The organism is Bacilliculturomica massiliensis (assembly GCF_900605495.1).
Taxonomy (GTDB): domain Bacteria; phylum Bacillota; class Clostridia; order Peptostreptococcales; family Anaerovoracaceae; genus Bacilliculturomica; species Bacilliculturomica massiliensis.
On record NZ_LR027601.1, the window covers coordinates 322,637 to 347,022 of the forward strand.

At 54.7% G+C, this 24,386-nt stretch carries 20 protein-coding genes; 17 read left to right on the forward strand and 3 right to left on the reverse strand.

What is annotated here, in order from left to right; all coding sequences use genetic code 11:
- The first annotated feature begins 112 nt into the window (after positions 1-112).
- The 7 genes from E0E37_RS06520 to E0E37_RS06550 all read left to right on the forward strand — a co-directional run bounded on the left by E0E37_RS06520 (position 113) and on the right by E0E37_RS06550 (position 9,381).
- Positions 113-1,063: a ribose-phosphate diphosphokinase gene (locus E0E37_RS06520; protein WP_130862183.1), complete on the forward strand. Its 951-nt coding sequence runs from the start codon at positions 113-115 to the stop codon at positions 1,061-1,063.
- An 87-nt stretch (positions 1,064-1,150) separates the two neighbouring features.
- Positions 1,151-1,753: an aminoacyl-tRNA hydrolase gene (gene pth / locus E0E37_RS06525; RefSeq protein ID WP_130862185.1), complete on the forward strand. Its 603-nt coding sequence runs from the start codon at positions 1,151-1,153 to the stop codon at positions 1,751-1,753.
- Positions 1,734-5,159, forward strand: coding sequence for a transcription-repair coupling factor (gene mfd, locus E0E37_RS06530; RefSeq protein ID WP_130862187.1), 3,426 nt, complete (start codon positions 1,734-1,736; stop codon positions 5,157-5,159). Before pth ends, mfd begins: the two co-directional genes overlap by 20 nt.
- 62 nt (positions 5,160-5,221) lie before the next feature.
- Complete coding sequence (locus E0E37_RS06535) at positions 5,222-6,463, forward strand: PucR family transcriptional regulator (RefSeq protein ID WP_130862189.1); 1,242 nt, start codon at positions 5,222-5,224, stop codon at positions 6,461-6,463.
- 184 nt (positions 6,464-6,647) lie between these two features.
- Positions 6,648-7,772: an aminotransferase gene (locus tag E0E37_RS06540; RefSeq protein WP_130862190.1), complete on the forward strand. Its 1,125-nt coding sequence runs from the start codon at positions 6,648-6,650 to the stop codon at positions 7,770-7,772.
- Between the two features lie 259 nt (positions 7,773-8,031).
- A complete protein-coding gene (locus E0E37_RS06545) occupies positions 8,032-9,006 on the forward strand; it encodes a peptidylprolyl isomerase (protein ID WP_165445244.1) in 975 nt (324 codons plus the stop codon).
- Positions 9,007-9,060: 54 nt separating this feature from the next.
- A complete protein-coding gene (locus E0E37_RS06550) occupies positions 9,061-9,381 on the forward strand; it encodes a hypothetical protein (RefSeq protein ID WP_130862194.1) in 321 nt (106 codons plus the stop codon).
- A gap of 172 nt (positions 9,382-9,553) precedes the next feature.
- On the opposite strand, the gene E0E37_RS06555 is transcribed toward E0E37_RS06550, so the two are convergent.
- The gene (locus tag E0E37_RS06555) at positions 9,554-9,763 is read right to left on the reverse strand and encodes a DUF378 domain-containing protein (RefSeq protein WP_130862196.1); all 210 of its coding nucleotides are present in this window, start codon (positions 9,761-9,763) and stop codon (positions 9,554-9,556) included.
- 182 nt (positions 9,764-9,945) lie between these two features.
- Between E0E37_RS06555 and E0E37_RS06560 the strand changes: the two genes are divergently transcribed.
- From E0E37_RS06560 to E0E37_RS06600, 9 genes are all read left to right on the forward strand, one after another.
- Positions 9,946-11,547 (forward strand): restriction endonuclease, encoded by a 1,602-nt coding sequence (locus E0E37_RS06560; RefSeq protein WP_130862198.1) that lies wholly within the window; start codon positions 9,946-9,948, stop codon positions 11,545-11,547.
- A 361-nt stretch (positions 11,548-11,908) separates the two neighbouring features.
- Entirely contained in the window at positions 11,909-13,579 is a 1,671-nt protein-coding gene (locus tag E0E37_RS06565) for a nucleoside kinase (protein ID WP_130862208.1), read from the forward strand.
- A gap of 192 nt (positions 13,580-13,771) precedes the next feature.
- Positions 13,772-14,482, forward strand: coding sequence for a response regulator transcription factor (locus E0E37_RS06570; protein ID WP_130862210.1), 711 nt, complete (start codon positions 13,772-13,774; stop codon positions 14,480-14,482).
- Positions 14,445-16,907 (forward strand): sensor histidine kinase, encoded by a 2,463-nt coding sequence (locus E0E37_RS06575; protein ID WP_130862212.1) that lies wholly within the window; start codon positions 14,445-14,447, stop codon positions 16,905-16,907. Before E0E37_RS06570 ends, E0E37_RS06575 begins: the two co-directional genes overlap by 38 nt.
- A 203-nt stretch (positions 16,908-17,110) precedes the next feature.
- The gene (locus E0E37_RS06580; RefSeq protein WP_330548550.1) at positions 17,111-17,533 is read left to right on the forward strand and encodes a pyridoxamine 5'-phosphate oxidase family protein; all 423 of its coding nucleotides are present in this window, start codon (positions 17,111-17,113) and stop codon (positions 17,531-17,533) included.
- A 133-nt stretch (positions 17,534-17,666) separates the two neighbouring features.
- Positions 17,667-18,176, forward strand: coding sequence for a prolyl-tRNA synthetase associated domain-containing protein (locus tag E0E37_RS06585; protein WP_246019649.1), 510 nt, complete (start codon positions 17,667-17,669; stop codon positions 18,174-18,176).
- 334 nt (positions 18,177-18,510) lie between these two features.
- The gene (locus E0E37_RS06590) at positions 18,511-18,906 is read left to right on the forward strand and encodes a Fur family transcriptional regulator (RefSeq protein ID WP_330548551.1); all 396 of its coding nucleotides are present in this window, start codon (positions 18,511-18,513) and stop codon (positions 18,904-18,906) included.
- Between the two features lie 76 nt (positions 18,907-18,982).
- Positions 18,983-19,522 (forward strand): rubrerythrin, encoded by a 540-nt coding sequence (rbr, locus tag E0E37_RS06595; RefSeq protein ID WP_130862214.1) that lies wholly within the window; start codon positions 18,983-18,985, stop codon positions 19,520-19,522.
- A 353-nt stretch (positions 19,523-19,875) separates the two neighbouring features.
- Entirely contained in the window at positions 19,876-21,075 is a 1,200-nt protein-coding gene (locus tag E0E37_RS06600; protein WP_130862216.1) for an L-serine ammonia-lyase, iron-sulfur-dependent, subunit alpha, read from the forward strand.
- A 116-nt stretch (positions 21,076-21,191) separates the two neighbouring features.
- Here the strand turns inward: E0E37_RS06600 and E0E37_RS06605 are convergent, their stop codons facing one another.
- Entirely contained in the window at positions 21,192-22,334 is a 1,143-nt protein-coding gene (locus tag E0E37_RS06605) for a HAMP domain-containing sensor histidine kinase (protein ID WP_130862218.1), read from the reverse strand.
- A gap of 39 nt (positions 22,335-22,373) precedes the next feature.
- On the reverse strand, positions 22,374-23,048 hold the full coding sequence (locus E0E37_RS06610) for a response regulator transcription factor (RefSeq protein WP_130862219.1): 675 nt from the start codon (positions 23,046-23,048) through the stop codon (positions 22,374-22,376).
- A gap of 233 nt (positions 23,049-23,281) precedes the next feature.
- Between E0E37_RS06610 and E0E37_RS06615 the strand changes: the two genes are divergently transcribed.
- Positions 23,282-24,385 (forward strand): efflux RND transporter periplasmic adaptor subunit, encoded by a 1,104-nt coding sequence (locus tag E0E37_RS06615; protein ID WP_165445245.1) that lies wholly within the window; start codon positions 23,282-23,284, stop codon positions 24,383-24,385.
- Position 24,386: the final 1 nt, after the last annotated feature.

A 24,386-nucleotide genomic window follows, 5' to 3' on the forward strand; every position in this document is an offset into this window, starting at 1 on the left:
CGACTGCGGCAGGCTGTAGTGCAAAAGCATACGGCCGGGCCCGGCTTGTAAAAACAACGGCAGAAAAAAGGAGCGGACCCCGCCGGCCCGCTCCGGGAAAGAGAGGAAAAGAATGAAGAACGGCGTGTTCACAGACTACAAGATTTTTGCGGGAAACTCCAATCCCGAGCTGGCGGAGGAAATTGCCAGCATTATGGGAAAGCCGCTGGGAAAAGCTACGGTAAGCAAGTTCAGCGACGGCGAGATCTCTGTCAGTCTCTGGGAGACAGTCAGAGGCCTGGACACCTATATCGTGCAGTCTACCTGCAAACCGGTGAACGACTCTTTGATGGAACTGTGTATTATGATCGACGCCATGAGGAGAGCCTCCGCGGGAAGGATCAACGCGGTGATCCCTTATTACGGCTACGCCCGGCAGGACAGAAAGGCCAAGGCCAGAGATCCTATCACGGCGAAGCTTGTTGCCAACATCCTCATCGCGGCGGGCGCGGACCGCGTGGTGACTATGGACCTGCACGCGTCTCAGATACAGGGATATTTTGATATTCCGGTAGACCATCTGCTGGGTATGCCTATTCTCGTAAAGTATTTCCAGGAAAAGCATCTGGACAATCTGGTCATCGTATCTCCCGATCACGGCAGCGTGACCCGGGCCAGAAATATGGCTCATCCTCTCGACGCGCCGATCGCCATTGTAGACAAGAGAAGACCCAAGGCCAACGTGTCCGAGGTCATGAATATCATCGGAGATATCGACGGCAGGACCTGTATTCTGGTGGACGACATGGTGGATACCGCCGGAACCATTACGAATGCGGCCAACGCGCTGAAGGAGCTGGGAGCGAAGGACGTCTACGCCTGCGCCACCCATCCCATCCTTTCCGGACCTGCCATCGAGAGGATCGAGGGCTCGGCTATCAAGGAGATGGTGCTGCTGAATACTGTGCCCATCCCGGAAGAAAAGAAGATCGAGAAGGTCAAGGTGCTCTCCGTGGCGCCGTTGTTCGCGGAGGCCATGATCCGTATCTTCACCAACGACTCCATCAGCAGGCTGTTCGATTAGTTTCCGCCTGCCGCGGAGCATGGGCGGACTGATGGGATCAGGCCGCGGGAACGGCGGCAAACAGAAGCGAAAGGAAAACGAACGGTTATGTACATTATTGTCGGACTGGGGAATCCGGGGAAGCAGTACGAGAACACCCGGCATAACCTGGGTTTCATCACGGTGGACCGGCTGGCGGACCGCCATGATATCAGGATAACAAAGATAAAGCACAAGGCTCTGGTCGGGGAAGGACGCATCTCCGGCCAGAAAGTCGTGCTCGTAAAGCCACAGACGTTTATGAACCTCAGCGGAAATTCCGTGCGGGAGGTTCTGGAATATTATAAGGAAGAGCCGGAGCATCTCATCGTGGTCTATGACGATATCGACATACCCGCAGGCACCGTGCGTCTGCGCAAGAAAGGCAGCGCGGGTACGCACAACGGAATGCGCTCTATCATATATGATATTCAGTCGGATCAGTTTCCCAGACTGCGCGTGGGGATCGGGGGGGAGCGGAAAATGCCGCTGGACCGGTACGTGCTGGGAGGGTTTACGAAAGAGGAAAAGCCGCTGCTTGAGGCTGCGGTGGATCGGGGCGTGGGGGCGCTGGAGACCCTCCTGTCAAAGGGAATCGACATCGCGATGAGCGAGTGCAATGTGAAATCAGAATCAGGGGAAAAGGAAAAGAATGAATTTTCAGAGCATTAGAGCCCTGGCGGGCGCTCCCGGCATCATCAATCTGTCGGGGATATCCGAGAGCAGGGTGACGCCGGTGGCGGCAGAGCTGGCTTCGGCGCGGACGGGACAAAGCCTGATCGTCACATCCTCCTATGGAAAGGCGAAGCGGCTGGCGGAGGACCTGTCCTTTTTTATTTCTAAAAATATCTATGTCATGCCTGAGGGAGAGCAGGCTTTTTTGCGTTACGATGCAAAGAGCACCGCAGGGCTGGCCGAGCGGATCACCGCCATGACGGCCCTGGCCAAAGGCGAAGACTGCGTGGTGGTGACTCCGGTCACAGGGGCGGTCAAGCGGCTGACGCCGCCGCGGGATTTTGAAGCCTACGCCATGACTCTCTCCGTGGGCTGCGAGGCGGAACTGGAGCTCATCAAAGGAGATCTGGTGCGCATGGGCTACGACCGGGCGCCTACGGTAGAGGCAAAGGGACAGTTCTGCGTCCGGGGCGGCATTCTGGACGTTTATCCTATGGACGCCGAACTGCCAGTCCGCATCGAATTTTTCGACACGGAGCTGGATTCCATCCGTACCTTCGACGCCGATACCCAGCGTTCGCTGAAGCCGATGAGGGAGATCTCGATCTATCCGGCTCAGCTGCTGGTGCAGTGCGGAGACCTGTTTGAACAGGGAGAAAAGCGGCTGGCCAAAGCATACGACGCGCAGCTTGCCAGGCTGAAGGACGGAGAAGAAAAAGAAAATCTGCGGCAGCGCCGCGGCCAGCTGCTGGAGTATGTGGAGACCGCGACCAATCTGCAGTTCCTGGAAAATTACATTCCGTATTTTTACCAGGAGACTGCCTTCATCTGGGATTATCTCGGAAAGAATGGACTGATCATGCTGGACGATCCGGACCGTCTTTACGAAGCGCTGGGAGTCTACGAGCGTGAGGGGAAGGAAGACTTCACCGTTCTTCTGGAGCGGGGCCGGGTGGCTGCGGCGGACAGCGAGCTTCTGTGCGGGAAAAAAGATTTTCAGCATGTGCTGGCGCAGGGACAGACGAAGAGCCTCTTTGTCTTTACACCCTTCCAGAAACAGATAAGGGGCATCGACCGGCTGGACAAGAGTCTGTCCGTGGTCTCACGGCAGACTCCGGCCTTTAACGGCCGCATGGATTTTCTGGAGACGGAGCTTTCCCGCTATGCAAAGCAGGGTTACGAGATCATCATCGCCTGCTCTACGGAGGAGCGGGCGGTCAACATGAAGGAGTTCGTGTCCCGGGCCGGTCTGGATACGAAGGTCCGGCTGCGCAAGGGCAGCCTTTCCTCCGGCATGGACTATCCGGAGGAGAAACTGCTGATCTTGTCTGACAACGACATCTTTATGCACACCAAGCAGAAAAGAAAGCATAAAGAGAGCAAGAACGCAAAGCCTATCAAGGCGTTTACAGACATAAAAAAGGGCGACTATGTAGTTCATGAAAATCACGGAGTCGGCAAGTTTCTGGGCGTGGAGCAGCTGGAGATCCAGGGGAGCAAGAAGGATTATCTGAAGGTCAAGTACGCCGGCGAGGATATGCTCTACGTGCCTGTGGATCAGATGGATATGATCCAGAAGTATGTGGGCTCCGACGGCACCACGCCCCGGATCAACAAACTATCCAGCGGAGAATGGAAGAAGACGAAGGCCAGGGCCAAGGCCGCCATCGCCGTTATGGCGCAGGAACTGATCGAACTGTCGGCGGCCCGGCAGCTGGAAAAGGGCTACGCCTTCTCTCCCGACACTCCCTGGCAGAAAGAGTTTGAAGAGATGTTTCCCTATGAGGAGACGCCGGATCAGCTGAGATGCATCAAGGAGATCAAGGCGGATATGGAAAAGACCCTGCCCATGGACCGGCTGCTCTGCGGCGACGTGGGCTACGGAAAAACTGAGGTGGCCGCCCGGGCGATCTTCAAGTGCATCGCCGACGGCAAGCAGGCCGCCGTGCTGGTGCCCACTACAATTTTGGCCAATCAGCATTACCATACCTTTAAAAATCGTTTCGAGCATTTTCCGTTCAAAGTGGAAATGCTGTGCCGGTTCCGCTCGGAGAGTCAGCAGGATGAGATCATAACCGAGATAGGAAAGGGAAACATCGACGTGATCGTGGGGACGCACCGGATGCTGTCGAAGGATGTACACTTCAAGGATCTGGGGCTGCTGGTCATCGACGAGGAGCAGCGCTTCGGCGTACAGCACAAGGAAGCGATAAAAATGCTGAGGAAAAATGTGGACGTTCTCACTTTGTCTGCCACGCCCATTCCCCGGACGCTGCACATGTCGCTGATCGGGATCAAGGAGATGAGTCTCATTGAGGAGCCGCCGGAGGAACGCTATCCGGTACAGACCTATGTCATGGAGCAGGACGACGACGTGATCCGGGAAGCCGTGCAGCGGGAGCTGGACCGCGGAGGACAGGTCTACGTAGTCTATAACCGCGTAAAGGGGATCCAGAAGATCGCCGCGCTGATCCGCGAGCTGGTTCCCGACGCCAGAGTGGGCGTGGGCCACGGACAGATGAACGAGCGGCAGTTGGAAGATATCATGCTGGATTTTGTCAACGGGGAGTTCAACGTGCTGGTGGCCACCACGATCATAGAATCCGGCATCGACATCCCCAACGCCAACACCATCCTGATCGTGGACGCCGACCGCTACGGGCTGTCGCAGCTGTATCAGCTGCGCGGCCGCGTCGGCCGTTCCAACCGAATGTCTTATGCCTACCTGATGTATCAGCGGGACAAGGTGCTGGCCGAGGCGGCGGAGAAGCGGCTGCGCTCCATCCGGGAGTTTACGGAATTCGGCGCGGGATTCCGCATCGCCATGCGGGATCTGGAGATCCGCGGCGCGGGGAATCTGCTGGGCATGGAGCAGAGCGGTCACATGATGATGATCGGTTACGAGCTCTACTGCAAGCTGGTGGACGAGGCTGTGCGGGAGCTCTCCGGGAATCCGGAGCTGCGGCCCGAGGTGGAGACGGAGATCCTTCTGGACCTGCCGGCGTTCATTCCCGATTATTATATCAGCGACGAACTGCTGAAGCTTCAGATGTACAAGAAGATCGCGGCTATACGCGACGACGAGGAGAGGGAGGAGATCATCGACGAACTGGTGGACCGTTTCGGAGACGTGCCGTCGGAGACGATCAATCTCATCGACATCGCGCTTATCAAGGCGCAGGCGGGGGCCAAGGGGATCAGCCGCATTCAGAGAGAACAGAAGAAGCTGGTATTTGAGTTCGATCGGACCTCCGATATGACTCCGGAGAAGATCGGACCGCTGCTGCAGGCCTATGGCATGCGTGTGACGGTGTACGGCGGCACAAAACCTTCGATCAAGTATCTGGGCGATCTGAAAAAGCAGACCGACGAGATCCGGAGGTTCCTGGCCAAGATGGGATAACGCATGCTGTGCGGCCGGGACGGCGCGGACGCGGAGATCTGCGCAGGGCCGGAAGACGGGGAATGCAGAATAGAACGGGATCAATCAGCAGAGAAGACGGAGAGGAGCACCATATGGCGATTACCGTGAAGAATGTGCTGGAATTACCGAGCCTGAAGGAATTTCGGCTGGCTGCGGGGAAAAAAGGTCTGGATCACATCGTTGAGAAGGCTGGGATCGTGGATTATGAGTTCGCAGACGGAGCCGTTCCTTCCAGCGCGGACGCATTTGAGCAAAACAGCTTTGTCATCGGTACGCTGCTCTTTGCGAAGGACAGGCCGGAGTGGATCCTTCAGGCACTGCAGACGCTGCGTTCCTATGGAGTCAGCGCCTTGGCGGTAAAGACAGTTTTTTTCCGCCAGCTGCCCCCAGAAGTGCTGCGCTATGCGGATGAGACGGGCTTCCCCCTCTTTCTTTTCGACCACTCTTATTTTGAAGATGTGATCGCCGAACTGCGCGAAGCGCTGAAAGGGGATCAGACTGCGCAGCGAGAGCATCGGCTGTTGGATGAGCTGATCGGGAAGCGTCATTCGTCGGAGGAGGTGCGGCGGCTGGCTTTGGAGCTCCACGCCCATCTGCGGCAGTGGAATCGGGCGTTTTTCTGCGTGGGAGACCGGGAGTATGACGACTGGGAGGCGGCTCGTATCCTGAACTTTTTCGCGCTGAACGCGGAACGGAGCCAGGAAACGGCGGCATTTGTCTACGAGGATGGTTTTTTGTTTCTGGTCTCAGATGTGGAAAAAGCGGAAGAACGCTTTCGGATAGGCTTTGAAAACGGGATCCGCACGGCTGGACTTGCGGAAAAGGGAGAGACGCTGACTGTGGGGCGGGGCAAAGTCTATGGGCTGGAGGAACTGGACCGTGGCGTCAGAGAGGCGATCACCGCATGCCGCGGAGCGCTCCTGCTGGGAAAGAAGGACATGGATTACGCGGAGATGGGTTTCCTGCGTATTTTGATGGAAGCGGACCGGTCGGCCCTCAGATCCTGCGCGGAGGATTTTCTCAGCCCCCTCCGGGGAGACGGCGAGACCGGCGCGATGCTGTGGAAGACGGCGGAGGCCTACGTGAGAGCGAAAGGCGATATCGGATCAACGTCGGAAGCTCTTTTTCTGCATCCCAACACAGTCCGCTACCGGTTGGGAAAGATCCGGGAGAAGCTGGATAAGGGGGAGGGCGAGTATTTGTTCTTTCAGAACCTCTCCACCGCCGTATGGGCGCGGCGCATTATCGAAAGCGAGAGGGCGCGGCGCCGGAACGACAGATGACGTCCAGGGGGCGCAGTGAGGACAGGTCCGGAGGGGAAGGGGGATTCCCATAACGAAGGGCGAAAAGACTGAAAACAGCGGGTCGTTGTATTTTTTACAAAGAGACCGCTGTTTTTTTGATGGGATAGACAAATGATCCGGCCCGGCGGCGTGTTAATATGAGAAAAAAGAAAGGAGCGGAAATATGAAAATAAAGACGTTTAAAGTGGAACAGTGGATGAATGAATTTGAAAACGACGCAGTGTATAATCTGGCGGAGACCTGTGTGGATTCGCTGACGCTGCGGCAGCTGCTTGAGCTGGCAGACAAAGATCCCGAAGAGTTTCTTGCAGGGCTGGCAGATACCAGGCTGACCTACAGCCACATTTACGGATCGCCGGCTTTTCTCAAGGGCATAAGCGAATTGTACCGCGGGATCAGACCGGATCAGGTCATTCCCACCCACGGAGCGATCGGGGCCAATTATCAGGTGCTGATGACGTTGATCGAGCCTGGGGACAGCATGGTGAGCGTAATGCCCACTTATCAGCAGCATTATTCCATTCCGGAATCCATCGGTGCGGAAGTAAACATTCTTCAGCTTGGGCCTGAGAACGATTTTCTGCCGGAGGTCAAAGCGCTGCGGGGAATGGTCAGCCGGCGGACGAAGCTGATCTCCCTGAACAATCCCAACAATCCTTCGGGATCCCTGATCCCGGTGGAGACCCTGGAGGAGATCGTGGATATTGCCAGAAGCGTGGACGCATATATCCTGTGCGACGAGGTCTACCGGGGGATCAGCGATGATGGAAGCTATATGCCTTCGATCACAGATCTGTATGAAAAGGGGATCAGCGTAGGAAGCATGTCCAAGGTTTTTTCCCTGGCGGGACTGCGGATGGGCTGGATCGCGACGCCCTGCGACCAGGCGGCAGCCGCCTGCAGAGAACGCAGAGATTACGATACCATCAGCTGCGGCGTATTGGACGACCTCTTCGCTTCCGTGGCGCTGGAGGCCAGGGATGCGATCTTCCGCCGGAACAGAGAGATCGTGCTGAAAAACAGAAAGATACTGGATGATTGGGTCAGCAGCCAGGAAAAAGTTCATTACACCAAGCCGGCGGCAGGAAACACCGCGCTGCTCTACTATGATTATAACGTGCCCTCCAGAGAATTGTGCACAAAGCTCCTGAGGGAAACAGGGGTCTTTTTCACGCCGGGCGAGTGCTTTGAGCTGGAGAACTGTGTGCGCATCGGATATGCCTTTGACTCCAGGACGTTAAAAGAAGGGTTGGAGAAGTTCGGGGAATTTCTTGCGGGTTTGGAATAATAAAAGAACAACACTGAAGCCAAAGCGGAAAAGCAGTGAAATATGCGCAGGAGCGTGTCTCGCTGCTTTTTTGTATTTCGGAAAGACTACAGCTTTTAAAAGAAGATCTTCCAGCCTGGCGGATCGGCCTTTTCTTGCAATAAATACCCATACAGTGGTATAATAAACATTACACGTGCTGACGGCAGGGGCGAAACCGTTTTTTTGGCAGGAACCGTGCGCGCACGAAATTATGCGAAGGATAAAGAGGAGAACGATTATGAAGTGTAAAAAATGGGCCGCGCTGCTTCTGGCAGGCGTGCTGGCGTTTACAGCAGCCGGATGCGGGAACGGCGATCCGAAGGACAGCGAGGTCGCCGCGTCGATCGAAGATGCGGAGATAACGTACGGACAGCTGGATGAATTTCTGGAACTGTCCGCGTTAATTGCAAATCAGAATCTGGAACAGATCAAAGCTCAGCCGGATCTGATGAGTTATCTGAAAAAATCAATGCTTGTCAATATGGTCAGCTACGAAGCCATGCGCATGACTCTGGAGGAAAAGGGCGGAGATATCTTCCCCGAAGAGTACCAGTCGGAGCTGGATGAATTTCTGAAATCCATAAAGGAAGCCATGGGGGACAAGAAGATCAGCGACGAAACGCTGACGTACTACTTCAATCTGCGTTATTACGTAGAGCCCTTCAACAAAGAGGCGGAAGACGCTGTGACAGACGAGGATGTGCGGGTGTATTACGACGAACACGTCGCTGATAAATACACGACCACAGCCGCCCGGGGCAAGGTCAGCCACATACTGGTGGACAACGAAGATCTGGCCAACGAGATCTACGATAAGATCATGAACGGCGCCGACTTTGGGGAGATGGCGGCGGAATACGGAACCGACGGGACAAAAGATAACGGCGGCAGTCTGGGCGTGCTCTCCGAGGACGATCCCAACTATGACGCAGATTTCATGAAAGGCGCGTTCGCGCTGAAATCCGGCGAGGTGAGCAAACCGGTAAAGTCCCGGTATGGCTATCATCTGATCAAGATGGAAGACAGAGAGGAAGCAGGCGTGGTTCTCCCCTTTGAGGACCAGAAGCAGAGTATACGCAGCACGCTGGTCTCCGAGAAATACAGCCAGATGATCACAGAGCTGGTGGACAAATATAAAGTCACGTATTACGGGGAATTTGCAGATGACGCTTCCGGGACAAACGGAGACGGGGACGGCGATAAGTCGGAGTAACCGGCATGACCGGACCAGCCGAAACGATCAAATAATGAAGGAAAGGAATGAGATATGGCCCTTGGTATATTGAATGTTGTAAATATCGTCGTGGTGATCATCAGCGCGGCTGTGACTGTGGCGATGTTTCGCTGGAAAAATGATTCTGTCAGCGCCGCGTGGTTTTACGCAGCTGCTGCCATGGCGCTGATCATCGCCTTCATCAATTTTACGGCCCAACCCTCAAATTATTTGCTGCAGAGGGCCGTGACAGCCATGTTTGCGGGCGCGGCGGTGCTTTCCATCGTACTTTGGAAAATGAACAGCAAACAGACGGCGAAGATATTCTGCGCCGTCTCTATAGTGCTCAGCCTGTGTTTTTATCTGTTTGTGTAACAGTAGGATCACGGAGGCGGGAAGAAATGGTTTTGGCCGGGCATCTGCCCGGCCTTTTTTGTAAAAGATGATCGGGGAACAGAGGGATATCGGTGATAGCCTTTGTCCTTTGCTGATCTCAAAAACGGCAAAGCGGCACAGTCTGGAGACTGTGCCGCTTCGCGCCGGACGGTTAAGCTTCCATGGAAGCTCCCGTGCTGCGATTTCTGAAAAAGAAGGAGATCGCATAAAGGCCGGCCAGGCCGACCACGGCGTAAATAATCCTGCTTACGAGGGCCATCTGGCCGCCGAAGATGCTGGCCACCAGATCGTAACCGAAGAATCCGATCAGGCCCCAGTTTACCGCGCCGATAATGACTAAAATAAGGACTAAGTTTCTCATGATTATCACTCCTTTCAATAGTAGTGTCTCCATCGCGGGAGAAGATATGCGGCGTTTCAGTCTGGTGTTTTTTTATGGAAAATGCATTTTAAATTTTTTAAATACCCGGGTCTCAGCAGATGGAAAAAGACCGAAAGAATAAGGAACAGCCATCTGTGGTCAAAGAATGAGAAAGTGAACCTATGGATAAGAAGGACAGAAAGATCAGCAGCGCCGGTCTCGTATATCTTTATTTGACCGGCTGGATCGGAGAGGAAGAGATCTTTGTGCAGCACGTGGACAGCTGTACATTTCCCATGGACCGCTTCTGCGGGCAGGCAGATAGAATCAGATACCAGCTTGCCGAACCTGCGGATGTGGAACTTTTCTGCGTTCTGGGAGTGAATGAAAAGATCGACGCAATTGCAGAAGTGATCAAAAGTGAGATACGAAAGAGTTTCAGCTGTGCGGCAAAGGGAAAGAAGTTCCGGTCTACAGGGAAAAAGCTGGATGCTGCCGGCAAGATCTTCGCCGGAATGGTCCACGATTTTATCATATCGGAAAACGCCCTCCGTTATCCGCAAAGTCTGCGGATGAATGCCGGCACATGGGGCGTCTGCTGCTTTTGGGGCGGAGAAGACGAATATGGCGCGGCGGGCCGATGGGTAGAAGACGCGGTTGAAACGTGGCTGGCATATGAGCGGCCCGTTCTGTTGGGAAAACAGATGGCGCTCCAGTCTTTTCTTCTGCGGGATCTGATCGGCAGAAGGATCGTGGATGTACTGCCTGTGTCGGAGACGGGATCGCTGGATCTTTTGCTGGAAGGTGAACTGAAGCTTCAGCTGAATTGTGAGCTGCCCTATCTCAGAGAAAAATTTCAAATGGACGGTTTTTCTTCAGCCAATATCGATACGATTTTATTAGATCCGGTCTATGGGTATGGAGTCAGGTACGAGCCCGTCGAAATCTGTGAGGAATGGCATAAAGTGTTCCTTTATACGGCGGCATTGACAGAGGTGGAATGGGATATGGATCGCCTGGTTCCTGTTTACGAGGCATTTCTTCATTTTTTAGAACGTGAGATATGCAGGCAGACATTCGCCGAACGGATCGTCGAGAAAGAGGTTTTCTTGAAACGGATCATTCTTGCGGTGGAAAAAGTCAGGTCTTTTCTCCGCGGAGAAGAGGAGTTTGTAATATCAAGGGACCTGCTCATGCTGATGAACAGCAGATATATTTATCTGCCCTACGTAGTTGAGTTATTTCGCGGAGAATTTCCTCATATGAATATTTTTGATCATGAAGAGGAAGGATTCCAGGCGGAGATCCTGCGCTGTCATATCCAATTATCAGAAACAGGGGACGCCAATGAGAAGGGACGCCGGTGGGAGAAAGCCGCCGAATATGTCATGGCGCATGTCAGAGGGCTGGCGGTGTGCGGCAGAAGGGTGCGGGCCGGTACGCAGGAAATTGATCTCAGCGTGGCCAACAGGTCGCAGGATGGAGAACTGTGGATGATGGGAGCGTATATTCTGGTGGAGTGCAAGAACTGGAAACGCAGAGCGGGAGTTCCGGTCATACGGAATCTAGGCCATATCTGCAGCCTGAAAGGCAATAAAACCGCGATCCTGTTTGCGGCAAACGGGCTGACGGCCGCCGCGCAGACGGAGGTAAGCCGGTTAGGTCGGCGCGGGATCTGCGTATTATGCATCACCAGGGACGAGATGCTGAATTTAGATTCCGGGCAGGCATGCCGCAGATTGATACTGACCAAGTGGAAGGAGTGCGCCAGCGGGACAGAGTAAGCGTGGATCCGCCGGAGCAGGCTGAGGCAATGGCAGTAAACAGGGCAGAAAATTATGCGTAGGGGGATATTTGTGATATAATAGCCGCAAAGCGGCTATTATATGGATTCTGTGCGCGGCGGACGCCATGCGCGGATTGTATCACGATGGCCTGCGGCCAGTCGCGATACAATGGCCGCAAAGCGGCTATTATATGGATTCTGTGGGCGGCGCAGTGGGCTTCCGGGAGTGATCCGCGGTTTTGGACAGCCCGAAACGGGTACAATACAGTCGCGGGGCAACAAAGGCCGCCGGGAAGCCGATGGGGGCCCCATCGGCAGGCAGGCCGACGGGGAGAAACAGGAAAAGAGGAGATCAGAATATGGAAATAGAAATAAAGATCAAAAGAGATCCGAAAGCAGAACCGGAGCTTAGGAAGGTGGAGGATAATTCCACGATAGAAGATCTGTTGGAAGAGATCCAAAAAGAACTGCCGTACCGGATCATTGCGGCGCGGCGAAACAACGTGACTGTTCCGCTGACAAACGTGATCGACGGACCCTGTGAGATCACGCTGCTGGATATGCGGGATCCTTCCGCAAATCAGATCTATCAGCGAAGCGTCATTTTTCTGTACCTGAAAGCGGTCTTCGACGTGCTGGGCACCAACAACGTTGTGGTGGCCAATTCCCTGAACAAGGGGATCTACACGGAGATCAGAACGGCCGCGCCGGTAACGATGAAGGAGATCCACGGGGTGGAGCGCCGGATGAAGGAGCTTTACCGGCTGGATCTGCCCATCGAACGCAAAGTGCTGGAGAGGGACGAAGCCATTGCGCTGCTGGAGAAAGCGGGGTACAGCCAGCGCCTGCGTCTGGTGCGCAATTCGCCGGAGCTCGATACGATCCCGGTGTATTCCATCGAAGGGTTTTACAGTTTTTATTACAGTTTTATGGTGCCGTCTACGGGATACATCGACCTGTTCGAGCTGCGGAAATGCCGCAGAGGCGTGGTGCTTCGTTTTCCGGAACCGGCCCGGCCGGACGTGCTGCCGGAATACAGAGATGATGTGAAGCTGTACAACGCCTTTGGGGAAGCCACGAAATGGGGACAGCTGATGGGCATTCGTTACGTGGAGGATCTGAACGATAAGATCGAGGACGGGACCTACCGGCAGGTGATACAGACCTCCGAGGCGCTGCACGAGAAGAAGATCGCCCAGTTCGCGGATATGATCGCCAGACAGGGAAAACGGATGATCCTTATCGCGGGGCCGTCATCATCGGGAAAGACTACTTTTGCTCAGCGGCTCTGCACGCAGCTTCGCGTAAACGGATTGTCGCCCCTTTACATGGGTACGGACGACTATTTTGTAGAGCGGGCGGACACGCCGAAGGATGAGAACGGCGAGCCCAATTTTGAAGATATCGACGCCATCGATCTGGAACTGTTCAACAGCAACATGAACGCGCTGCTGCGGGGCGACGAGGTGGATCTGCCGGTCTTTGATTTTGTAACGGGGACAAAGCAGTACGGAAAGCGCATCACCAGAGCGCAGAAGGGACAGCCTATCGTGATCGAAGGAATTCACGGCCTGAACCGGACGCTGACGGCAGGTATTCCAGACGATGCAAAATTCAAGATCTACATCAGTCCGCTGACACAGCTGCACATCGACGACCACAATCGGATCCCCACCACAGACGCCAGAATGCTGCGCCGGATCGTGCGGGACTATCAGTTCCGCGGTCATACGGCTCAGAGTACGATCAGACAGTGGCCTAAAGTGAGGGCCGGGGAGGATAAGAACATTTTCCCCTTTAACGGGGAAGCGGATGTGCTGTTCAATTCCGTGCACATCTACGAACTGGCAGTGCTGAAAAAATACGCGGAACCGCTGCTGATGGCGATCCGGCCCGACGAGCCCGAATTCTGCGAAGCGGTGCGCATGCTGAAATTTCTCAAGTATTTCCGAACCATAGAAGACGACTCTATTATCGTAAACAATTCCATCATCCGTGAATTCATCGGCGGAAGTGTGTACGTGGATTGAAGCCGGCATATTTGAATGTAAAAACAATGGAGGACGGGATCCTTTCTGTTCCGGCTGTGCCGGGGACCGGAAACGCGGAGCGCCAAGCGCCCGCGTTTTCCGTTTTTTTCTGACAGATTCCTGTAAGATTTACACCAGTTTTTTTGTAAGAAAGTGCGGTTAGAATAAGATCGACCTGAAGGAGGGGTATTTATGAACGAATACATACTGGTGGTGGACGACGATCCGGAGATCGTTAAGGCGATCGCCATCGTGCTGGAAAAGGAAGGCTACCGGGTGCTGAGGGCCTACAACGGACTGGAAGCTCTGGAGCTGGCGGCGGAGCGGTCGGTACAGCTCATCATCATGGACGTGATGATGCCGAAGCTGGACGGACTTTCCGCCGTGATGAAGATCCGTGAGAGACGCAATATTCCCATTATCGTACTGTCTGCCAAAAGCGAGGATACGGACAAGATATTGGGCCTTTCCATGGGAGCGGACGATTATGTGACAAAGCCCTTTAATCCGCAGGAGCTGGCTGCCAGGGTCAGGAGCCAGCTGCGGCGCTATACCAGTCTGGGAGATGTGCACGCCCAGGAACGGGGCAGCGAGATCCGGAATGGAAGGCTCTGTTACAACACGATGGAGATGACGCTGCGGGCAGACGGGGAGCCCGTGAAGCTGACGGCCACAGAGACGAAGATCATGGACCTGCTCATGAGGAACCTGGGGCGGATCTTTCCCGCTGAAGAAATCTACCGCAGAGTATGGGACGGAGAAGTGTTTGCTCCGGAAAACACAGTGATGGTCCATATCCGTCGCATTCGAGAAAAAATTGAGTTAAATCCAAAGGAACCGGAATATTTAAAGGTGGTGTGGGGAATTGGTTACAAAATGGAAAAGAAGCAGAGCAGCTGTTAGTTTTCTGGCTTTCCTGCTGGGGACAAGCCTGGTCCTTGGGGGGGCGGCCAATGCGGTGAGCCTGGCCGCCAGGGGCAGCGCGGCCAGGGCGGAGGTCGTGGACTCGTTCAGGCAGGATTACCAGGATACGGGAGAATTCCGCTGGCAGATGGCGGATTATCTGGAAAACTTTCTGACCATGGCCGTAGGAGGCCCGGTGGGATCGAGCTACGACAGTTACTACGATGATTACGGGGATTATGGTTACTCGTACGGGGATTCATATGGGGCGTGGCTGGAGCAGATGGGAAACACCGGAGTCATCAGAGGATATGCGGTGGAAAAAAGTACGGACTGGCTGGGCCCCGTGATGGAGGACTGGGAAGACTGGGAGGACTGGGAGGACTGGGAGGATTCCAGGCCTGCGGAGGTCACAGCGGAAAATCAGCGGGAACCGGCCACGTCAGGCGGGGGCGGATCTGGTAAAAATTTGACCCGGGAGGAAATGAAGGCCAGGAGAGACAAGGCGTTTGAAGCTATGGCACAGAAGGCGCACCAGTATTTTAAAGATGATAAAAACGTACTTTACAACATTGAGTACGACGGTACGGTGAAGTATTCCAATACAGAAGGACTGGAGCTCTCCGGACCGGAAGGACGCCTGCCGGAGGGCTACAATTTCCTCATGTATTTTGACGGGAAAAAAGTGAAGATCATCAAGGACGGCAGGGAGGTAGACGTCTACGGCGGCGGTACCTATACGGAGGACAGTCTCTGGTATGTGCCCGGCTATACCAACTTTACCGTGGATGAGAAAACAGAGAATGCGCGTGTCACCATAGCCGCGGCTAAAACGCCGGCCATTTATATCAAGGGAAATTATTCACAGGAAAACGGCAGTACGCAGAGAAATCGTCTTTACCGGTTAGAACACGATCTGGAGAGACGGAGGGCCGGTTATATCAGAGACGGTGCAGGATTTCTGGCGGGGATCGGTCTGCTGGCGCTCTATGCCGTGATGCGCGAGGACAAAAAGCGGGCTGACAGGACTGTGGCAAGATGGAGCGGCAGGCTGTGGTTTGAAGTAAAAGTCCTGGCTGTGTTGCTGGTCCTGGCCGCGCCGCTGACCTGGATGCTGGACGTCTACTGGGGATACGGCCTGGAAGACTTGGCCTATCTCATCGCTGACGGACATGAAATAATCAGAGAGTTTGTGCCCGAAATGCTGGGAACAGGCTTGGTGCCGGCGATCTTCTGCGTCTGCTACCTGTTTGCCAACGATCTGCGCTACGGTGATAGACCATGGAAAAACACGCTCTGGCGCCGCCTTTCCAGACTGATCCTCGGCGGAGATATGGATACGCCCCTTGAGACCAGAATGGTCAGGCGGTACGGCATCGTGCTGGCCATGCAGCTGGGCGCGGCAGCGCTTATCGTAGGTGGACTGGCCGCGGTCTTCTATATGAGAAATCAGTATATGTATTCAAACGATGCTATGCTGATCTGCCTGCTGATCCTTCTCTTTGGCATTGTGCTGCTGCCCTCGTTCCTGTTTGCCACGAAGAACAGAGCGGCGGCGGAAGAACTGGGGGCGGTGGCCCGTCAGGTGGAATCCATCCGCAGCGGCAACCTGAAAGAACCGCTGAAGCTGCCGGAGAATGCGGATCTGGCTGCGGTGGTGGGAGAACTGAACGATATCCAACACGGCATGAAAGAGGCGCTGGACGAGCAGACCAGAAGCGAGCGCATGAAGGTGGAACTGATCACCAATGTGTCGCACGATCTGAAAACACCGCTGACGTCGATCATCACCTATTCGGAACTTTTAAAGGAAGAGAAAGATCTGCCCGACCATGTGAAGGATTACGTGCAGATCCTCAGCGACAAGGCTCAGCGCCTGAAGAGCATGGTACAGGATGTGTTCGAGGTGAGCAAGGCAGCCTCAGGGCAGCTGCCTGTGGATCTGGAGACTCTGGATTTTGGAAAGCTGCTGCGCCAGACGCTGGCCGATATGGGCGAGCGCATTGAAGCCAGCCCGGTCTCCGTTCGAACGGAGATACCGGAAGAACCTGTCATGATCACAGCGGATGGAAAGCGTCTGTACCGGGTATTCCAAAATCTGATCCAGAACGCGCTGCAGTACTCGCTCCCGGGGTCCCGCATCTTTATCTCGCTGAAAGCCAACGGCCGCCTTGCGCAGGCCAGCGTCAAGAATACATCGGCGCTGGAGATCTGCGCGGAGATCGACTTTACGGAACGTTTCCTGCGGGGCGATCAGAGCAGAAGCGACGGCGGCAGCGGGCTGGGCCTTTCCATCGCCCGGAGCTTTACGGAAGCCTGCGGAGGCAGGATCAGCGTGGAGCCCATCGCCGATCTGTTCGTGGTGACCGTAGAGTTTGACCAGGTACCGCGGACGGGGATCCAGAAAGAAAAGATCGAAGAGTAATGGATATTACCTGATATTTTTTCAGCGCGGCCGCCTGGAAACGCGGATAAGCGGGCGGCCGCGCTGATTTTTTTGGTGAACAGGATGAGCGCCCATTTTGCCTGACCCTGTTGACTTTGGCTTTCGGGGGTTCTAAACTGAAGGTATCGTAATTTGCAATAAGGTGTGTTGGTGCGGGCCGCCAGAGAGAAGGGGGATATACAATGACAATGAGAGATCCACAGAAGACCGTCGGCAATATGGCCGACAAGGCGAATATGGCTGTTATCTGCTATACGGATGAAGAGGGCTTTCCCGTGAGCAGAGCGATGCTGCCTCCGAGGGAGCGCAGCGGAATCCGGGAGTTTTGGTTTACGACCAATACTTCGTCCAAAAAGGTGAAGTGCTTCAGGGAAGACCCGAAAGCGAGCATTTACTTTGTGGACAAGCGTTTTTACCGCGGTGTGAGCCTGGTGGGGACGATGGAGGTGCTGGAGACGGCCCAGGCCAGAGAACGGATCTGGCGGGAGGGCGACACCATGTATTATCCGGAGGGCGTGAACGATCCCGATTATTGCGTGCTGAAGTTTACGGCTGTGCGGGGCAGGTACTACAGCAATTTCAGCTCTGAAGATTTTGAGATCTAGCCCTGCGTGCAGGACAGGGCTGTAAAGGGGAGTTCGCACGGCGGCGCTGAACTGCGATCTGCATTTTGCAGCAGCAGAAAAGTCGGATAGGCGGTCATATTTTACTCAGGAGAGAGGGCGAGGAGACACAGCGTTGAATAAAGAAGAGACTTACCGGCTGTTGGAACGAAAGGGCATCCAATTTGAGACCTTCGAGCACGGCGCGGTCTACACGATAGAAGAAATGGATGCGCTGGATCTGCCGGGCAAGGAGCGGATCGCGAAGAACCTGTTTCTGAGGGACGCTCAAAAACAGAATTATTATCTGGTCGCGGTTCCCGGCCACAAGCGGGTGGACCTGAAGGCGCTGGGGAAGACGGCGGCGGGAAAAAGCCTTAAATTTGCATCGGAAGAAGATCTGCGCGGCCTGTTGCTGCTGGAAAAGGGCAGCGTGACCCCTCTGGGCGCGCTGAACAGCCGGAAACAAGGGGAGGGGAAAAATCTCACGGTGGTGCTGGATCGGGAGTTGGAAGGCAGAACGATAGGCGTTCATCCCATGGAAAATACGGCCACGGTGTTTTTGGCCTTTGAGGATCTGGTGGGACTGTTGGAAGGCTGGGGCTGTCATGTGGAGATCTGCCGGATCCCTGCGCGGGAAGAGTAGAAGCGCAGAAAAGCCAGAGAATGAGGGCGGGGTTTTCCAAACAGAGTCTGTCAGCGCGCTGTTTTTACAGTGGGGAGATCCATCGTAAAAAAGTTGTCAAAAGACATTGACATGTTGGGGAAATGTGGTATATTAATAATAGTAATAGTTACTGTTATCTAGTGATGATCCTGCGGAGCTGTGAACAGGCGCTGCATCAAGGGCGTCCCGGCCGCAGGATGGCCGCGTATATTGCGGAGTGAAAATAAATTCTGTCAGGCAGCGGGTCGCCGCAGTCTTTCAGCGAGCTCCCGGAGGATCCAGAAAGAAAAGATTAGCGGAAGGGAGGGATTTCGTGATAAAATACTCGAAGCAGAGAGAATTGATCCTGAATACTGTGAAAGAGAATCGAGTGCATCCTACTGCAGATTTTGTCTACAACAAGTTGAAGGAAGAAAATCCCGGACTCAGTCTGGGGACGGTGTATCGAAATCTGAATCTGCTGGCGGAGGAAGGCATCATTCAGAAGATCCGCATTCCCAACGGTCCGGACCGATTTGACGGGGAAGTCAAAGAGCATCCTCACATGACCTGCACTTGCTGCGGCAAGGTGATCGATCTTCCGCTGACGTGCATGGAAGACATGAGACAGCTGGATGAAGAAATTCTGAAGAAGACCGGCCATCAGGTCAATTCATTGCAGACGGCGTTTACCGGAGTGTGCGGCGCCTGCAGGGCCAGTAAGAATTGAGGCGCCGGAAAAAACAAGTGTTCAATTAGTTTTATCTAACATATATTTAAGCGGAAATAAAATGGAGGAATGGAAAATGAAAGATTTAAAGGGAACAAAAACGTTGGAAAATCTCATGATCGCGTTTGCGGGCGAATCCCAGGCGAGAAACAAGTATACCTTCTACGCTTCCAAAGCCAAGAAAGAAGGATATAACCAGATCTCCGACATTTTCCTGGAGACGGCAGGAAATGAGAAAGAGCATGCAGAGCTGTGGTTTAAGCTGGCCCACGGAATCGGCACCACCGAGGAGAATCTCATCGACGCTGCCGAGGGTGAAAATTACGAGTGGACCGACATGTACAAGAACATGGCGGAAACTGCCAGAGAAGAAGGTTTCACAGCCATTGCGATCCAGATGGAAGGCGTTGCGGCCATCGAAAAGCTGCACGAAGAGAGATACAGAAAGCTGGCTGAGAACGTCAAGAACAATAAAGTTTTTGAAAAGGACGAAGAGGTCGTCTGGATGTGCGCGAACTGCGGCCACACCTATGTTGGCAAGAAAGCGCTGGCCGTATGTCCGGTATGCGCTCATCCCCAGTCTTACATGAGAGTCAAGGACGAGAGCTGGAAGTAAACGGCGGTCGTTGGGCAAGACTGACTTTTCATGACCGGCAGCGGGCCGCCGCAGGCGGGCGGAAGCCGGCAGGCGCGGCAGCGGCGCTGGATCCATGCTGGCTCTTATACACCTCTGCGCGGCAGCGGCGCTGGATCTATGGGAGTACAAGTGAAAGTAATGTACATAAAAAAATCCGCTTCGGCATGGCCTTATGGCTGTCCGGAGCGGATTTTTTGCTGTCTGCAGGGGGCAGGGGAAGAATCTGCCCATTGAACGATTTGACTTTTCTCTGTGCAAAAAAAATAGTATGATATACAAAACGGCAGAATCGGCCGCCGTTGGGAACCGCGGAAGAAAACAGGAGAAACAGCATGGAATCAATCAAGAGATTATATAAGATAGGACGGGGGCCGTCCAGCTCCCACACCATGGGTCCCGACAGGGCAGCTTCCCTTTTTCGGGCGGAATACCCTCAGGCGGATGGGTATCGGGTGGTGCTGTACGGTTCGCTCTCGCAGACCGGCAAAGGGCATAAGACAGACGAGGCAGTGATCCGGGCGCTGGCGCCCGCTCCGGTGGAGGTGGTGTTCGACAAGGGAGGAACAGAGGGACTGCCCCACGAAAACACGATGGATTTCTTCGCCTTTCAGGGGAGTCGGGAGATCGGAAGGAGCCGGATCATGAGCGTGGGCGGCGGAGAGATCGTGGTGGAGGGAAAACCGCAGTACGCGCCGGAACACATTTACAGGGAAAAGAGCTTTGCGGAGATCGCGGAGTACTGTTACGCCAAGGGGATCCGCATCAGCGATTATGTGGAAGAGAATGAGGATGAAGATCTCTGGGATTATCTGATGGAAGTGTGGGTGACCATGAAAAGCTGCATCGGCGAAGGGCTGACTGCGGCGGGAATACTGGACGGCGGACTGAACGTGGAGCGGAAAGCCCGGGTGCTGTTCAATCAGCGGCACATCGACGAGAGCGATACGACCCGGGAGAACCGGCTGATCTGCGCCTACGCCTTTGCCGCCAGTGAGCAGAACGCGGGGGGCGGGATCGTCGTCACCGCGCCTACCTGCGGCGCCTGCGCAGTGGTTCCCAGCGTGCTTAAATACATGCAGGAGAAAAAAGGATTCTCAGACAGGCAGATCCTGCGGGCGCTGGCCACGGCGGGAATCATCGGCACGCTGGTCAAGACGAACGCATCCATCAGCGGGGCGGAGTGCGGCTGTCAGGCGGAGATCGGAACGGCCTGCTCCATGGCGGCTGCAGCTCTGGCGGAGCTGTTTGAGATGGGGATCGATCAGATCGAGTACGCCGCCGAGGTCTCCATGGAACACATGCTGGGTCTCACCTGCGATCCGATCTGCGGACTGGTGCAGATACCCTGTATTGAGCGGAACTCCGTGGCGGCCATGCGCGCCATCAACGCGTTTTCTCTGGCAAATTTCCTCTCCAATACGCGAAAGATCTCCTTCGACACGGTGGTGGAGACCATGTACCGGACGGGAAAGGACATGTCGGACCGGTACCGGGAGACTTCCCGGGGCGGTCTGGCGGAGATCTACCGATAGCTGTTCCGGCCGGCGCCTTTTCATCCACATGGGGCGGGAACAGGGCTGGGCAGTCAGACCGGATCAGGAGCCCCGCCGGGATCCCGATACGGATCCGCAGCAGGGACTCTGTGCTTTTAGACTTCAGGCGGGTCCGTCCCCGGCAGCTCCACGCGAAATTCTACGCCGCCTTCCGGCAGATTGCGGGCGGAGACGGAACCACGGTGAAGCGCGACGATTTTGCTCACCATAGACAGCCCCAGCCCGTTTCCCACGGCGGAGCGGGAGGGGTCGTCCTGATAAAATTTTTCGAAGATGCGGGCCAGTCCTTTTTCACTGATGTGGGGACCGGTATTTGTTATGAGTATGATCACACCGCCTGACTGCGGCTGCAGTTTGACGGAGATCTGTCCCTTTTCAGGCGTAAATTTAACGGCGTTGTCCAGCAGATTCAGCCAGACCTGACTCAGCAGATTTTGGCTGCCGCAATAGTTGCAGTCCTCCATGTCCACTTCAAATTCCAGGTCCTTGGCTTCCCACTTGGGCTGCAGAATGAGAATGATGCGGCGGATCTGTTCACTGAGACCGAAGGTGACGGCGTCGGAGATGATTTTCTGGTTTTCCAGTCTGGAAAGGTTCAGAACACTGGTGGACAGGTCGGAAAGCCGTTCGGATTCGCTGATGATAATATTCAGATATTCTTCCCGTTCCTCCTCCGTGAGACCGGGATTTTTTAGAATGCGGGCGAATCCGCGGATGGAGGCGATGGGAGTTTTGAATTCGTGGGAGAAGTTGTTGATAAAATCTCCCCTCAGTATTTCCAGACCCTGCAGCTCTTCGGCCATGGCATTGAAACTTCTGCAGAGCTCGTCCAGCTCTCCGCCGCTGTTTCGGACTTCCAGCCTGGTGCTGAAATTGCCGCCGGCTACCTCGCGCATGGCGTATATGACGCGGTGCAGGGGACGGAGGGGAAAGCGGCCGAAGAGCAGAGAGATGACGGTGCCCACCACGGTGCTGAGCACGGCGATCATGATGATGACGCCGGGAAAGGCCGGCGGAGCCGGCTGGCTGATGATCCCCAGGTGGAGCAGCGTGAGGACCGTAAGGCCCATGATAAACATGGTAGCGGATATGACGACGAATATGACCGCGGACAGCATGATCTGAAGGCTGACGCCCCCGGGCTTGCGCGGCATATCGTTGGATCTGAAACCGTGGGAGACCGGGGCGTCCGCGGGTTCGTTCACGTATTCCGCTTCCGCGTTTTTGTCTCTTTTCATCTTTGTTCTCCTTCTGATTCTGACTTGCTGCCCCTGGGTCTATGCTTTTCTGACTGCTTTATAGCCAAGTCCGCGCACGGTCACCAGTTCGAACTCGGGGCAGTCCTCAAAGCGCTTGCGGAGCCGGTTGATATGTACGTTGACGGTAGCGTCGCCGCTCTCTGAGTCCATTCCCCATATTTCATCCATGAGCTGAAGTCGGGTAAAGATCTTGTCCGGGTAAGAGAGAAGTTTGTAAAGAAGGTAGAATTCTTTCTGGGGGAGGGTCTGCTTTTCTTCGCCCCATGCCACTGTAAGGGAATCGTAGTACAGCGTCAGGCTGCCGATGCTGAGCTTATTTTCAGCCGCGATGTGGGACCGGCGCAGGAGCGCTTTGATGCGCAGCAGCATTTCTTCTTCATCTACGGGTTTTGTCATGTAGTCGTCCGTTCCCATGAGAAAACCGGTTTTCATATCCTGGGGCAGCTGCTTTGCCGTTACCATTAAGATCGGAATAAAATTATCGGCGCTCCGCAGTTCCTTCGTAAAGCTGTAGCCGTTCATCCGCGGCATCATCACATCCAGCACGATGAGGTCGATATGCTGATGGTCCAGCAGTTCCAGGGCCTCCATGCCGTCCGCGGCAGTGCTGACCTGATAGCCGTTTTGTTCGAGGACTGCCGCCATCAGGCGCCTCGTATTTTTGTCGTCTTCCACGACCATGATGCGTGACATGTGTTTTCCTCCTGTCCGGTCTGCCGGCAGTCTGTGAAACGGCCGCAGGGATCCGTTCCGTACCGCCTGTGTTTTTCTATTATTGTACCATAAAGATAAACGGAAGATAAACTGACGGAAAAAAAGTATGGCGCAGGCGTCCGGGTTTATTTTTAGTTTATCAACCTGCCGTAAACTGAATGAACTCAACGGAGGAAAGAAGAGGAAGAAACGAAAGGCAGGTATTGATCAGGATGGAAAAGAAGATAAAATCGGGGCTGAGATCAAAGAAGGCGAAGGCGGCGCTGGCGGCCGTCATATTGCTGGTGCTGATCGCAGCCATCGTTCCGAGGTTTTCAAGGGGAGCGGAAAAAACGCCGGAGCAGGGGAATACAGTGCCCGTGGTGGAGGTACAGACGCCGCAGAGCGGAGTGATCCGCAATTCTGACGAGCTGATCGGCACCGTCGAACCCAGAGAATCGGCTTATGTTTATCCTCAGATCAGCGGCGAGCTGCTGAGCGTGGAAGTCAGGGCTGGAGACTATGTGGACGCGGGGCAGGTGCTCTGCACCATCGAGAATAACAATCAGCACACGGCAAAATCCAGTGTGGATACTGCCAGAGTCAACCTGGAGGATGCAAAAAGCAATCTGGAACGGATTCAACTGCTCTATGAAAACGGCGGGGTGTCCCTTGAAAGTTATGAACAGGCTCAGTCTGGATATAAGTCGGCGCAGATCCAGTACGACTCCGCCGTGAGCACATACGGCGATCAGGTGGCTTACAGCCAGATCACGGCGCCTATCAGCGGAAGAGTGGAGAGTTTTGATGTAAAAGCCCACGATAATGTAAATGCGCAGACTCAGATCTGTGTCATCGCAGGCGGAGAAGAGAGGATCGTAAAATTTTCCGCCACGGAGACTGTGGCCGGCACCCTGTCCGCAGGGGATTATGTAAAGGTGGAGAAGAACGGCGCTGCTTACGATGCTGTGATCTCGGAGATCAGCACGATGGTAAATAATGAGACGGGACTTTTTGAGATCGAGGCAGATGTGATCAAGGGAACGGGGCTGGCCACCAACGCGTCTGTCAAGGTGACGCTGGTATCGGAGGAATCTTCCGGCGGTCTGATCATTCCCATTGAGGCGGTGTACTATGACGGCGGGAATGCTTACGTTTATACATATCGGGACGGTTTTGCCGAAAAGGTATTTGTGGAAACGGGACTGAACAGCGAGGACAGCGTGGAGATCACCTCTGGCCTGACCGCGTCTGATCAGGTGATCGTGACCTGGGCTTCATCGCTGCGGGACGGCGCCGCCGTAAAGATCGGGCAGAACGGAGGCGCGGAAGAATAAG

What these genes read in the sequence shown, in the direction of transcription:
- E0E37_RS06520 (WP_130862183.1), top strand. Translation starts at nt 113, where the DNA reads ATGAAGAACGGCGTGTTCACAGACTACAAGATTTTTGCGGGAAACTCC.
- pth (WP_130862185.1), top strand. Translation starts at nt 1,151, where the DNA reads ATGTACATTATTGTCGGACTGGGGAATCCGGGGAAGCAGTACGAGAAC.
- mfd (WP_130862187.1), top strand. Translation starts at nt 1,734, where the DNA reads ATGAATTTTCAGAGCATTAGAGCCCTGGCGGGCGCTCCCGGCATCATC.
- E0E37_RS06535 (WP_130862189.1), top strand. Translation starts at nt 5,222, where the DNA reads ATGCAGAATAGAACGGGATCAATCAGCAGAGAAGACGGAGAGGAGCAC.
- E0E37_RS06540 (WP_130862190.1), top strand. Translation starts at nt 6,648, where the DNA reads ATGAAAATAAAGACGTTTAAAGTGGAACAGTGGATGAATGAATTTGAA.
- E0E37_RS06545 (WP_165445244.1), top strand. Translation starts at nt 8,032, where the DNA reads ATGAAGTGTAAAAAATGGGCCGCGCTGCTTCTGGCAGGCGTGCTGGCG.
- E0E37_RS06550 (WP_130862194.1), top strand. Translation starts at nt 9,061, where the DNA reads ATGGCCCTTGGTATATTGAATGTTGTAAATATCGTCGTGGTGATCATC.
- E0E37_RS06555 (WP_130862196.1), bottom strand. Translation starts at nt 9,763, where the DNA reads ATGAGAAACTTAGTCCTTATTTTAGTCATTATCGGCGCGGTAAACTGG.
- E0E37_RS06560 (WP_130862198.1), top strand. Translation starts at nt 9,946, where the DNA reads ATGGATAAGAAGGACAGAAAGATCAGCAGCGCCGGTCTCGTATATCTT.
- E0E37_RS06565 (WP_130862208.1), top strand. Translation starts at nt 11,909, where the DNA reads ATGGAAATAGAAATAAAGATCAAAAGAGATCCGAAAGCAGAACCGGAG.
- E0E37_RS06570 (WP_130862210.1), top strand. Translation starts at nt 13,772, where the DNA reads ATGAACGAATACATACTGGTGGTGGACGACGATCCGGAGATCGTTAAG.
- E0E37_RS06580 (WP_330548550.1), top strand. Translation starts at nt 17,111, where the DNA reads ATGACAATGAGAGATCCACAGAAGACCGTCGGCAATATGGCCGACAAG.
- rbr (WP_130862214.1), top strand. Translation starts at nt 18,983, where the DNA reads ATGAAAGATTTAAAGGGAACAAAAACGTTGGAAAATCTCATGATCGCG.
- E0E37_RS06600 (WP_130862216.1), top strand. Translation starts at nt 19,876, where the DNA reads ATGGAATCAATCAAGAGATTATATAAGATAGGACGGGGGCCGTCCAGC.
- E0E37_RS06605 (WP_130862218.1), bottom strand. Translation starts at nt 22,334, where the DNA reads ATGAAAAGAGACAAAAACGCGGAAGCGGAATACGTGAACGAACCCGCG.
- E0E37_RS06610 (WP_130862219.1), bottom strand. Translation starts at nt 23,048, where the DNA reads ATGTCACGCATCATGGTCGTGGAAGACGACAAAAATACGAGGCGCCTG.
- E0E37_RS06615 (WP_165445245.1), top strand. Translation starts at nt 23,282, where the DNA reads ATGGAAAAGAAGATAAAATCGGGGCTGAGATCAAAGAAGGCGAAGGCG.